Source organism: Mycolicibacterium brumae, assembly GCF_025215495.1.
GTDB classification, from domain to species: Bacteria; Actinomycetota; Actinomycetes; order Mycobacteriales; family Mycobacteriaceae; genus Mycobacterium; species Mycobacterium brumae.
On sequence record NZ_CP104302.1, the window covers coordinates 1,466,057 to 1,478,022 of the forward strand.

At 70.5% G+C, this 11,966-nt stretch carries 12 protein-coding genes; 6 read left to right on the plus strand and 6 right to left on the minus strand.

All coding sequences use genetic code 11. From position 1 onward, the window contains the following. The first annotated feature begins 32 nt into the window (after positions 1-32). Complete coding sequence (locus L2Z93_RS07140) at positions 33-767, plus strand: lysophospholipid acyltransferase family protein (protein ID WP_090592726.1); 735 nt, start codon at positions 33-35, stop codon at positions 765-767. Here the strand turns inward: L2Z93_RS07140 and L2Z93_RS07145 are convergent. Continuing rightward, positions 691-1,971: a glycosyltransferase 87 family protein gene (locus L2Z93_RS07145; RefSeq protein ID WP_165782309.1), complete on the minus strand. Its 1,281-nt coding sequence runs from the start codon at positions 1,969-1,971 to the stop codon at positions 691-693. The genes L2Z93_RS07140 and L2Z93_RS07145 overlap by 77 nt on opposite strands. Before the next feature lie 60 nt (positions 1,972-2,031). Here L2Z93_RS07145 and L2Z93_RS07150 point away from each other — a divergent pair, with 60 nt between their 5' ends. Next, positions 2,032-2,919: a hypothetical protein gene (locus L2Z93_RS07150; RefSeq protein ID WP_090592783.1), complete on the plus strand. Its 888-nt coding sequence runs from the start codon at positions 2,032-2,034 to the stop codon at positions 2,917-2,919. Continuing rightward, positions 2,865-3,344, plus strand: a complete 480-nt coding sequence (locus L2Z93_RS07155; protein ID WP_090592720.1) for a polyadenylate-specific 3'-exoribonuclease AS — start codon at positions 2,865-2,867, stop codon at positions 3,342-3,344. Before L2Z93_RS07150 ends, L2Z93_RS07155 begins: the two co-directional genes overlap by 55 nt. Before the next feature lie 278 nt (positions 3,345-3,622). On the opposite strand, the gene sigC is transcribed toward L2Z93_RS07155, so the two are convergent. Beyond that, positions 3,623-4,180 (minus strand): RNA polymerase sigma factor SigC, encoded by a 558-nt coding sequence (gene sigC / locus L2Z93_RS07160; protein WP_162562022.1) that lies wholly within the window; start codon positions 4,178-4,180, stop codon positions 3,623-3,625. Between the two features lie 85 nt (positions 4,181-4,265). Between sigC and L2Z93_RS07165 the strand changes: the two genes are divergently transcribed. Then, positions 4,266-6,509, plus strand: coding sequence for a heavy metal translocating P-type ATPase (locus L2Z93_RS07165; RefSeq protein ID WP_370745853.1), 2,244 nt, complete (start codon positions 4,266-4,268; stop codon positions 6,507-6,509). Here L2Z93_RS07165 and L2Z93_RS07170 read toward each other — a convergent pair. Together L2Z93_RS07170 and L2Z93_RS07175 are read right to left on the minus strand one after the other, a co-directional pair. Continuing rightward, positions 6,502-7,767, minus strand: a complete 1,266-nt coding sequence (locus L2Z93_RS07170) for a cytochrome P450 (protein ID WP_193438940.1) — start codon at positions 7,765-7,767, stop codon at positions 6,502-6,504. The genes L2Z93_RS07165 and L2Z93_RS07170 overlap by 8 nt on opposite strands. 40 nt (positions 7,768-7,807) lie before the next feature. Continuing rightward, the gene (locus L2Z93_RS07175) at positions 7,808-9,739 is read right to left on the minus strand and encodes a cytochrome c oxidase assembly protein (RefSeq protein WP_193438939.1); all 1,932 of its coding nucleotides are present in this window, start codon (positions 9,737-9,739) and stop codon (positions 7,808-7,810) included. 110 nt (positions 9,740-9,849) lie between these two features. Here L2Z93_RS07175 and L2Z93_RS07180 point away from each other — a divergent pair, with 110 nt between their 5' ends. Together L2Z93_RS07180 and L2Z93_RS07185 are read left to right on the plus strand one after the other, a co-directional pair. Next, entirely contained in the window at positions 9,850-10,485 is a 636-nt protein-coding gene (locus L2Z93_RS07180; RefSeq protein ID WP_090592700.1) for a DUF5134 domain-containing protein, read from the plus strand. A 241-nt stretch (positions 10,486-10,726) separates the two neighbouring features. Then, positions 10,727-11,014 (plus strand): ribbon-helix-helix domain-containing protein, encoded by a 288-nt coding sequence (locus L2Z93_RS07185; RefSeq protein WP_128111827.1) that lies wholly within the window; start codon positions 10,727-10,729, stop codon positions 11,012-11,014. Positions 11,015-11,025: 11 nt separating this feature from the next. Here the strand turns inward: L2Z93_RS07185 and L2Z93_RS07190 are convergent, their stop codons facing one another. Continuing rightward, on the minus strand, positions 11,026-11,694 hold the full coding sequence (locus L2Z93_RS07190; protein WP_234812040.1) for a type I restriction endonuclease subunit R, EcoR124 family: 669 nt from the start codon (positions 11,692-11,694) through the stop codon (positions 11,026-11,028). An 8-nt stretch (positions 11,695-11,702) separates the two neighbouring features. Then, positions 11,703-11,783 (minus strand): type I restriction enzyme subunit R domain-containing protein, encoded by an 81-nt coding sequence (locus L2Z93_RS19435; RefSeq protein WP_370745852.1) that lies wholly within the window; start codon positions 11,781-11,783, stop codon positions 11,703-11,705. Between the last annotated feature and the right edge of the window lie 183 nt (positions 11,784-11,966).

The following is an 11,966-nucleotide window of genomic DNA, read 5'->3' on the forward strand; positions in this document are numbered from 1 at the left end:
CGTCACCGGGGTGCGTCCACACGGGAGGGTCCATGTGGTACTGGCTGTTCAAGTTCATCTTCATGGGCCCGCTGCTCACCTTGCTGGGTCGCCCCAAGGTTGAGGGACTCGAGCACATCCCGGCCGACGGCCCGGCCATTCTGGCCAGCAATCACCTGGCCGTCGCCGACAGTTTCTACCTGCCGCTGGTGGTTCACCGGCGGATCACCTTCCTGGCCAAGCAGGAGTACTTCACCGGGACCGGCCTGAAGGGCCGGGCGATCGCCTGGTTCTACACCGTGGCCGGCCAGGTGCCGATCGACCGTTCCGACGCCGACGCCGCCCAGGCCGCGCTCGACACCGCCGAACGGATCCTGGGCGCCGGCAAGCTGCTCGGCATGTACCCGGAGGGCACCCGCTCCCCGGACGGGCGGCTCTACAAGGGCAAGACCGGTCTGGCCCGGCTGGCGCTGGAATCCGGGGTCCCGGTGATCCCGGTCGCCATGATCGGCACCGACACCGTGAATCCGCCCGGATCGAAGATGTGGAAGTTCGGCCGGGTGACGGTGCGGTTCGGCAAGCCGATGGACTTCTCCCGGTTCGACGGCCTGGCCGGCAACCGTTTCATCGAGCGCGCCGTCATCGACGAGGTGATGTACGAGCTGATGGAGCTGTCCGGCCAGGAGTACGTCGACATCTACGCCGCGTCGCTCAAAGAGGGCGCAACGCCGCTGCCCCAGAGCCAGAATCCGTCGTCGTCCCGGCTTCCGGATTCTGCGGCCGGCTGAGCCGCGCGCCGCAGACGAACCCGACGGTCGCGATGACCGCCAACGCCCACCACAGGTAGGACGTGCCGACCAGTTGCCGCCACCAGGCGGCCTGGGCCTCGTGGTGCTCGGGCATCAGCAGGATCGGGTAGCTGGTCATCAGGATCAGTCCGACGCCGGTCAGCACCCCGAGAGCGGTCGAGGACCAGCGCCGGGCCAGCACCGCCGTGGTGATCAGGGTGGGCAGCGCCCAGACCCAGTGATGCGACCAGGACACCGGCGACACCGCGAGGCCGAACAGCGCCACGCAGATCAGCGTCAGCAGCGGCTGCCCGGCGGCCACCGCGCGCCGGCCCGCCCACACCGTCAGCGCCAGCACCAGCAGGCAGCACAGCGCCCACACCATGAACCGCGCGTCGTCGCCCAGGCCCAGCCGGGCCAGCGCCGCCGAGATGTTCTGGTTGGTGTTCAGGGTGGGGGTGCCGATCCGGCCGGTGTCGTGAATGGTCGATGTCCAGTACTGGATCGAGTCGCGCCAGGCCAGCGCGAACCCGACGGCGGTGGCCGCCAGGAACGATCCCAGCGCGACGGCGGCGGCCCGCAGGTCGCGACGCAGCACGAAGTACAGCAGGAACACCGCCGGGGTGAGCTTCACCGCGATCGCGATGCCGATCAGCAGCCCGCGCGGCCAGCGGGTGCGCCGTTGCGCGCAGTCGGCGAGCACCAGCGTCATCAGCACCACGTTGATCTGGCCGAAGTCGAAGTTGGCGTGCAGCGGCTCCAGCAGCACCGCGGCCGGCGCGCTGATCGCCGCCGCCAGCCACCAGCGCTGCGCCGCGCCCGCGCCGACCTCGAGGCTGGTCAGCACGATCTTGGTGGACAGCACCAGCAGCGCCAGGGTGAGCACGGTGATCGCGATGCCCGCGGCCGGCAGCGGCAGCCAGGCGAACGGCGCGAACACCACGGCGGCCAGCGGGGGATAGGTGAACGGCAGGTCGATGCCGGCCTGGGTGTGGAACTCGGTGGTGTCGGCGTAGAGCGGGGTGCCGTCGAGCCAGGCCCGCCCGCCCATCCGGTACACGTCGATGTCGATGCGGTAATCGGTGTGGGCGAGCAGCCAGACCGCCGCGGCGAGCAACGCCAGCACCGTCACGACCTGGAAAATCACCCGGCGCGTCGGCCGGGTGGGGGTGTGCATGCCCGTCTCGGGCGCCGTGGAGCTCATATCCACACCAGCGTATCCGCGCCGACGAGATGGGCGTAAGTTCGTGCGGTGGAACTGCGCATGATCTCCCCGGATCGGGTTCCGCTGCTGTTCTGTCTGATCGCGTTCATCCTGACGTTCTTCGTCACCAGGACCATCGTTCGCTACATCAGGGCACACGCCGGAAAGACCGGGCCACGGCGCTGGTGGCAGCCCCGCAACCTGTCCGTCGGCGGCTTTCACCTGCACCACGTGGTGTTCGGGGTGATCCTGGTGCTGATTTCGGGGATGACGATGGTCACCCTCGCGGTCAGCGGGACGGTGACGGAGTTCACCATCGCGGCGGTGTTCTTCGGGATCGGCGCGGCGCTGGTGCTCGATGAGTTCGCGCTGATTCTGCACCTGCAGGACGTGTACTGGAGCGCCGACGGCCGCACGTCGGTGGACGCGGTGTTCGTCGCGATCGCGGTGGCCGGGCTGCTGGTGCTGGGCTTCAACCCGCTGTCGTTCTTCGACATCGACATCTGGCGGGCGGACAGCTCGCCGGCGGTGCGCGCGGCGGTGATCGGTTGGGCGGTGCTGAGCCTCGTGCTGGCGGTGGTGGTGCTGCTCAAGGGCAAACTGTGGACGGGCCTGGTCGGGATGGGTTTCCTGCCGCTGTTGGTGGTGGGGACGCTGCGGCTGTCTCGCCCGCACGCTCCGTGGGCCCGCTGGCGCTACACCGACCGGCCGGCGAAGATGCGCCGCGCGCTGGCCCGGGAGCGCCGCATCCGCCGCCCGATCGCCGCGGCCAACCTGTGGCTGCAGAGCGTGGTCGCGGGCATGCCGCGGGTGCCCGAGGACGACGCGGTGGAAGCCGAACTGGACCGCACCGTGCGCGCCGCGCCGGCGCCTTCCACCGTAGGGTTGGGGCCGTGCGCTACTTCTACGACACCGAGTTCATCGACGACGGGCGCACCATCGAGCTGATCTCCATCGGCGTGGCCGCCGAGGACGGCCGGGAGTACTACGCGGTGTCCACCGAATTCAACCCCGACGACGCCGGGACCTGGGTGCGGGCCAACGTGCTGCCGAAATTGCCGTCCCCTGCCTCCAAGCTGTGGCGGTCCCGACGGCAGATCCGGGAGGACCTGGAGGAATTCTTCGGCCTCGGCAGCCCCGAACCGGTGGAGCTATGGGCCTGGGTCGGGGCCTACGACCACGTGGTGCTGGCCCAGTTGTGGGGACCGATGACCGGGTTGCCGCGCGGAATCCCGCGGTTCACCCGGGAACTCAAGCAACTGTGGGAGGAGCGCGGGCGCCCCGAACTACCCGCCCTGCCGGATGACAACCACGACGCCCTGGTTGACGCCCGGCATAACTTGGCGAAATTCCAGGCGATCAGCCGGTTCTAGTCACGTCGGCGACATCGCCGCGGAGTTCAGGGGTTCCCGAGCGGGTGGGTGCCGTCAGTGACCCCGGGACGTCACTGGCCGGCGCGCCAGTGACTGGAGGCCGGGCCTTGAGTTCGCGCTAGTGACGTCAGGACGACCTTGGCTCGCGCCAGTGACTGGAGGCAGATTTCCGGCCCTCAGATCGGTCCCAGGTCACTGGCGATGAGTCAGGCCGTTCTGAGGTCACCGGCGATGAGTCAGGGCGTCCTGACGTCACTCGCGCGGGCGATCTACCGGGCCTAACCGGTTTCCCGACCCCGATCCTCGACCGCGGCAAGCAGGTCTTCGCGCGCCCGGGCCACCCGCGAACGGATGGTGCCGAGTGGGCAGCCCACCACCTGCGCGGCCTCGGCGTAGGACAACCCCAGCACCTGGGTGAGGATCAGCGCGTCGCGCCGGTCCGGGTCCAGCCCGTCGAGCAGCAGCCGCGTCTCGACGAACTCCTCGAACCCGACGCCGGGAATCCGGCGGTCCAGCACCCGGTCCAGATCCACGGTGTAGGCCGCCCGTGGGCGGGCCTGGTTGTGCCGGATCTGGTCGACCACCACCCGTCGGGCGATGGACAGCAGCCAGGTGCGCGCCGAAGAGCGGCCGGTGAACCGGGGCAGCGAGCGAATCGCCCGCAGGAAGGTCTCCTGGGTCAGGTCGTCGGCGGTGCCGGGATCGCCCAGATAGGCCACCGAGCGCCACACATCGGCCTGGGTGGCCTTGATGAACTGCTCCAACGCGCCTGGATCGCCGCGCCCGGCGGCAAGCGCGAGCCAGGTCACCTGGTCGATGTCGCCGCGGGAGTCCACGCGGGAGATGCTAACCGGCGCGGCACCCGCCGGGAACTCCCGGCCCACCCGGCGCGACAATGAATAGGTGAGCTCTTCTGTGCCGGTGACCGCCGCGGCCGTCGACGACGTCGACGCCGTGCCGCGTCGGGTCCGCCTCGACGTCGGCGGCATGACCTGCGGCGCGTGCGCGGCCCGGGTGGAGAACAAGCTCAACAAGGCGCCCGGCGTGCGCGCCTCGGTGAACTATGCGACCGGGGTGGCCAGCATCGAGGCCGAACCCGGCGTCGACGATGACGCGTTGTGCGCGGTGGTGACCAAGGCCGGCTATTCGGCCGCCCCGCATGTGGACGGCGCGGGCCCCGGCCGGGACGCCGACTCCGACAACGCCCGCGACCTGATGCGCCGGCTGGCGCTGGCCGCGGTGCTGTTCGTGCCGCTGGCGGACCTGTCGGTGATGTTCGCGGTGGTGCCCAGCACCCGGTTCGCGCACTGGCAGTGGGTGCTGCTGGCGCTGGCCCTGCCGATCGTCACCTGGGCGGCCTGGCCGCTGCACCGCGTCGCACTGCGCAACGCCCGGCACGGAACCGCGTCCATGGAGACGCTGATCTCGGTCGGCGTCACGTCGGCCACGCTGTGGTCGCTGTACACCATGTTCGGCCCGGCCGGCCGGGACACCGCCCGTCCCGACGGCGTGTGGGCGGCGCTGACCAGCAGCGACTCCATCTACCTGGAGGTGGCCGCCGGCGTCACGGTGTTCGTGCTGGCCGGACGATACTTCGAGGCCCGCGCCCGATCCAAGGCCGGCAGCGCGCTGCGGGCGCTGGCCGCGCTGAGCGCCAAGAACGCCGCCGTGCTGATGCCCGACGGCTCCGAGCTGGTCATCCCCGCCGAGGAACTCAAGGAGCAGCAGACGTTCGTGGTCCGGCCCGGCCAGACCATCGCCGCCGACGGCCTGGTCACCGGCGGCGGGGCCGCGGTCGACATGAGCGCGATGACCGGCGAGGCCACCCCGGTCCGGGTCGAGGCCGGCGGTTCGGTGATCGGCGGCACCGTGGTGCTCGACGGCCGGCTGGTCGTCGAGGCCGCCGCCGTCGGCGCCGACACCCAGTTCGCGGGCATGGTGCGCCTGGTCGAGGAGGCCCAGGCGCAGAAGGCCGACGCGCAACGCCTCGCCGACCGGATCGCCGCGGTTTTCGTGCCGGTGGTGTTCGTCATCGCCGCACTCACGCTGACCGGGTGGCTGCTGGCCGGCGCGGCCCCGGACAAGGCGTTCGGCGCGGCGCTGGCCGTGCTCGTCATCGCCTGCCCATGCGCGCTGGGCCTGGCCACCCCGACCGCGATGATGGTCGCCTCCGGCCGCGGCGCGCAGCTGGGCATCTTCCTCAAGGGCTACCGGGCGCTGGAGGCGATCCGCGCGGTGGACACCGTGGTGTTCGACAAGACCGGCACCCTGACCGTCGGCCGGCCCACCGTCACCGACGTCACCGCCGCCGACGGTTGGGACGCCGACGAGGTGCTGGCGCTGGCTGCCGCGGTTGAGGCCGGCAGCGAGCACGCGGTCGCGCACGCCATCACCTCCGCGTGCGACGTGGAACCGGCGCCGGTCACCGACTTCATCGCCGCCGCCGGCCGCGGGGTGTCCGGCCAGGTGGGCGCCCGTCGCGTCGAGGTGGGCCGGCCCGGCTGGGTCAGCCGCGACCGGGTGGCGCCCGCGCGGCTCACCGACGCCCGGCGGTGCGCCGAAAACCGCGGCGAGACGATAGTTTTCGTGTCCGTCGACGGGGAGGCGGCCGCGGCGATCTCGGTCGCCGACGCGGTCAAGGACTCCGCGGCCGAGGCGGTGGCGGCGCTGCACGCCCGCGGCCTGCGCACCGTGCTGCTGACCGGCGACAACGCCGCCTCGGCCGGCGCAGTGGCCGCCCAGGTCGGCATCGACGAGGCGATCGCCGAGGTCCTGCCGGAGGGCAAGGTCGACGTCATCGAGCAACTGCGCGCCGCCGGCCGCTCGGTCGCCATGGTCGGCGACGGCATCAATGACGGCCCGGCGCTGGCCGCAGCCGATCTGGGGCTGGCCATCGGGCGCGGCGCCGACGTGGCGATCGGCGCGGCCGACGTCATCCTGGTCCGCGACAACCTCGACGTGGTGCCCCAGGCGCTGGACCTGGCCCGGGCCACCATGCGCACCATCCGGGTGAACCTGGGCTGGGCGTTCGGCTACAACGTGGCGGCGATCCCGCTGGCTGCGGCCGGGATGCTGAACCCGCTGATCGCCGGCGGCGCGATGGCGTTCTCGTCGTTCTTCGTGGTTTCCAACAGCCTGCGTTTGCGCAAGTTCGGCGCTAGCTGACGGCCGTCACGACCGCTCGCAGGCCGTGCGCCGGCCGCAGCGCGGCGTAACCGCGGGCGCTGATCCGCTGAGCGGGCAGCGCCAGCGAGGTCCGCGCCACCAGTCGGGCCAGCATCGCCGTGAGTTCGGTCGTCGCGAACCCCGCTCCGACGCACCGGTGCGAGCCGCCCCCGAACGGCAGGAATTCGTGCGGCGCGGGTTTGGCGTATAGCGGCGACCCGGGGTCCCAGCGCTGCGGCAGGAATCGCAGCGGCTCCGGCCACACCTCCGCCAGCCGGTGGGTCACATACGGGCTGAAGATCACGGTTCGGCCGGCGGGGATGCGTCGGCCGTCGAACTCCAGATCGTCGATGACCTTGCGGGCCGAGACCACCGCGGGTGGGCACAGTCGCAGAGTCTCTAGAACGACGCCGTTCAGGTAGGTCAGCTCGGCCAGGTCCGCGGCCGTCGGCGTCCGGTCGCCCAGCGCGTCGTGCACCTCGGCGCGCGCGGACTCCCAGGCGTCGGGGACGGCCAGCAGGGCGTAGACCGCCCAGCCCATCGCTGCGCTGGTGGTTTCGTACCCGGCGGCGATCAGCGAGACCACTTGATCGCGCACCTCATCGACGGACAGCGCAGCGCCGTCGGGCCCGCGTGCGGCGACCAGCCGGGCCAGCAAGTGGTTCTCGGCGGGGTCCACCGCTGCGATCTCGGCGTAGACGATCTCGTCGACCCGGCCGCGCGCGGCCATCGCGCGACGCCAGGCCGGCGTGCCGAGTCGGCGCTGCCAGGCCGACCGCTGCGGGAGCTGGTCGGTGAGGTCGATCAGCGGCTGCAGCGCCTCGCCAAGAATGTCGGCGTGCCGGGCCATTCGGGGGCCGAACAATGATTCGATGGCGCTGCGCCGGATCGCCGCGCGGAACTGCCCGTACGCGTCGACGGTTTCGCCGGGGCGCCAGCGGTCGATGACGGCGTCGGCGTTGGCGACCATGGTGGGGGTGTAGTGGCGGACCTGCCGAGGCCGCAGGCCCGGCTGAACCAGGGCGCGGCGACGGCTGTGGTCGGCGCCGTCGCTGACGATCAGCGCGGTCGGCCCGTCGACGGGGACCAGCGCCTGGAACGCCTCCCGCCAACTGAAGTGGTCCGAGTTGGCGAAGATGAACCGGTTCGCCTGGAGTCCAAGCAGATAGCTGTAGCCGTGTTGCCCGAGCCCCGCGTCGACGACGGCGCCCCGCCGCCGAAGCAGCCCCGCCAGCAGTTCCCCGGGGGCGTAGCGCACCGGCCAGCGCGCGTCCGTCGTGAGCGTGGCCGGCATAGCGTCAGTTCCGGTGTTTGGCCAGCTCGGCCAGCATCGCGTTGTAGGCGTCCAGGTCGTCGTCGCCGGAGTAGCCGGCGTCGGCGTGCCGGTCCGCGCGCCGCGCCGCGCGGCGGTCGGATCGGGCCCACTGCACGACGAGGGCGATCACCACGATCAGGATCGGCAGCTCGGAGGACCCCCAGGTGATGGATCCGCCGAGGTGCTGGTCGTCGATCAGGCTGTGCATCCACGGCAGGTCGAGCATGCGGTAGAAGTCGCCGCCGATGATCGAGGTCATGGTCATCAGCGCGATGCCGAAGAACGCGTGGAACGGCATCACCGCGAACAGCACAGCCAGCCGGCCCAGGAACGGCAGCCGGCGCGGGCCTGGGTCGATGCCGATGATCACCCAGAAGAACAGGTAGCCCGACATCAGGAAGTGCGTCGTCATCAGCTCGTGGCCCCAGTGGTAGCGCACCAGGGTGTCGAACAGCGGGGTGAAGTACACGATGTAGAGCGTCGAGACGAACATCAGGAACGCCGTCGCCGGGTGCGCGAAGAAGCCGGTGAACTTCGAATGCACCAGGGCGAGCACCCATTCCCGCGGGCCGGGGGTGGCGTCGTGGTCGGCCGGGCGCAGGGCGCGCAGCGCCAGCGTGACCGGCCCGCCGAGAACCAGCAGGATCGGCACGAACATATTGATCAGCATGTGTTCGGCCATGTGCACGCTGAACATCGCCGACCCGTAGGTCCGCATGCCGGAGCTGGTGCCGATCAGCAGCGCCAGGCAGCCGATCAGCCAGGACAGCAGCCGGCCGGTGGACCAGTCGTCGCCGCGGCGGCGCAGCCGCAGGTAGCCGGCGATGTACAGCGCCGCCGCGACCAGCGCCACGGCCCCGAAGAACGAGTCGAACCGCCAGTCGGTGACGAGACGCCAGAGGTTCGGCGGGTCCGGTAGCTCGTAGCCGAGGAACACGTCCCAGATGGTGTAGTCGTGGTTGAGCAGTCGGGGCGCGGCTTGGATCGCCATCGCCGACACCGCCGCCACCGCCGCGGTGATCGCCCAACTTGTGCCGGTCAGGTACCCGCCGGTGAGCGCGCCGCGCCGCCAGGCGAGGGCGTCGGCGGCGGTGACCGCGGTCAGCAGCACCGCGGCCAGCGCCAGCCACCGGCCGTAGTCGGTGCGCAGCAGGTCGGCCGGACCGTCGAGCAGCAGCAGCGCGAGCATCGCGCCGTAGGCCAGCGCGATCGCGCCGCCGCAGGTCAGGACCACGCTGATCCGGCGGGACAGCTCGGGGCCGGGGCGGCAGATGGCGGCGGTGACCCGCAACCCCGCGGTGATCGCGAGCATGGTCGCGAAGACGATGGCCGCGGAGCCGGCGTAGTCGTGGTCGGGGCCCTGGCCGGCGTTGCCCGTGACCGGCGGCGCGACCACAGCGATCGACGCGGGGATCAGCAGCACCGCGTGGGGAACCCAGCGCACCGTCAACCGCAGCGTGGCCGCGATCGCCGCCGCGCAGACGGCCACCACGATCCAGGCCCGGGCCATCTCGGAGACCGCCAGCGCGTCGGGCAGCCGGCCCTGGGCCAGCAGGGCGAAGCCGCTGGCCCCGGTGGTCATCCCGGCCTGAACGGGGATCATCAGCAGCGCGGCGACCAGCCACACCGCCGCGGTGACCTCGGCGAGCCGGTGCGCCCGGAACGACGGCGGATCGATCACGTGCGCGTCGTCGGGGCGCGCGGTGATCACCACATACAGCAGGGCCCCGAGGGTGACCGCGCCGGCCAGCGTCGCGGTGAAATAGCCCACCGGCCCGGCGATCTCGGTCAGCGGGCCCGGATCGGTCACCCGCGCCTGGGCGAACCGGCGGGCGCCGCTGACCGCGCCGTAGCCGGCCAGCACGACGGCCGCGACCAGGTATCCGGCCAGCAGCGGCCACCAGCGACGGGTCATTCCTGGGATTTTACGTTCGCCCGCCGACGGCATCGGCGCCCCGCCGGGAACCGCGGGGGCGCGACGGCCGACCATAGCTCTGTGCGTATGACTCTTCGGGGCGCCGCCTCATGATCGCCGACCCGCTGCTGCGCTGGGCGGTGACCGCGCTGTTCGTCGCGGCCGCCGTCATTTGCCTCACCGCGATGGCCTCCGGGCGGGTGTCCGGGCCGCACTGGGTGAGCGAGGTGCTGCACCTGGCGATGTCGGTCGCGATGGCGGTGATGGCCTGGCCGTGGGGGATGGGCGTGCCGAACGCGCCGGCCATGGTCGTCTTCGCCGCCGGCGCGCTGTGGTTCCTGGTGCGCGCGATCACCGGGCGGATGTGCGGCGGCCCGATCGCCTGGTACCACGCCGCGATGATGGCGGCGATGGCGTGGATGTACGCCGTGATGGGAAAGCTGATCCCCGGCCAGGGCGGCGACTCCGGACAGGACGGCCACGGGGGTCACGCGGGGCATGGCGCGCACGGCGGTCACGACGGGCACGGCGGTTCCGCCGCCGCCGATCCCGGCTGGATCACCGGGGTCAACGGGTTTTGGACGGTGTTCTTCGCCGTCGCGGCCGTCGTGCTGGCCTACCGCTACTTCGCCGGCCGCCGCACCCACAGCCGGGTGCCGGAGGAACTCAGCGTCGACGACGCCGGAGTGCTCGGCCAAGCCATGATGGCCGCCGGCATGGCGATCATGTTCGGCGTGATGCTCTAAGCCGGACTAGAACTGTGTTGCAGTTATATGAGAACTGCAGTACAGTTGTTCGAGTGGAGATCCGGGTCAGGTCGTCTGCCCGTCAACACGGAATCACCGACGCCGAGATTCGGTGCGTGATCGAGTTCCCGACGTTGGTGGTGCCGACCCGTTCTCGGTCGTTCCTGGAGGCTCGGCCGAATCTCTACCTCGGACGCCGCAAAGACCCAACGTTGCTAGGGAAGCCAATTAGGAGGACACCATGACGGGCCGCACCGACGACGACTACGCCGCAATGGCGGCGGATTTCGAAGCGGGCGATTTTGAGATTGTTGGTCCAGCCTCGGTGGGACCCGGAGCCTTCGTAAAGCTGAAAGAAGGGCGGCCGGCCGGTCGCCGTGAGGCTGGCGGCAGTACCCCGACCATGTCGGTGCGTTTCCCGAGTGACCTGCGGGAAGGAATCGCCCAGCGGGCCGCGGCCGAGTCGATCAAGCCCGCCGAACTGGTACGCCGGGCCGTCGCCGAGTACCTGATGCGGCATCCCGCGTAGTTGTGCGCTTTCTAGCGCCCGGAATTGGTGGCCGAAAGGCCGTAGAACCGGTCGAAGAACGCGTTGAGTTTCTCGATGACGCGCTGCTTCTTCTCGCCGTGACCACCGGCGGCTGCGAAGCGGGACACCGGTGGTCGCACGGTGGTGATTTCGGTGCCGGTGGTGCGCAGGGTGCCGTCGCGGAACGCGATATCGATGACGCGCCGAGTGTCAGCGGGCCGCAGGTTCTCCTCGGCGATGATCTTCGCCAGCTCCGCTTCGCGTTTGGAGGCGATGAACGCCTCCCACTCTTCGTCGACGGCGCCGTCGACGGAGACCGAGTCCACGAACGCCTCAACGAGGTCTTTCTTGTTGCGCAGCGTCGGGCTGGCGTCGATGGCCCGAGTGATCTCGGCGCGAACTTCCTTGTCGTCGCCGTCACCGAACTGTTCACGGTGCTTTGCGACGAGCATGAGGATGTAGTCGACGTTGATCTCGACCTGTTTGATGAGCTCGATCTCGAAGACGACGTCGTCGTTGATGAGCTCCTTCTCCGCATCGCTGTCCCTGCGGAACTCCGCGTACAGGTCCAGGTACACACTGCGGTAGTCCTGGGCCTGGCGCTCGGTGAGCATCTCGCTGCCGGCGAAGTCGTTGAACGAGGTGAGGATGTTCTCCAGGCGCAGGATGGCGCCGAACAGCCCGAGGCCTAGATCAGGCCGTGAGCCCGCAGATTCTTGTCGACAAACAGGGTGTTGAGGGTGGTGGCGTCGAAGCCGGTCAGGAACATCGCGCGCACGCCCTCCCAGCACTGCTCCGGTGCTGTGGACAGAGGATAGTAGGAAGAGTCGGTGTAGCTGGGTGACGCGGAGTTTGGATTGACCCGATCGAATAGGCGTCTCTCCACGATCCGAATCTAATCGTCACCCCAGTGCTGGTCCTGTCTTCTGCACTCGCGCCCGAGGCCAACGGA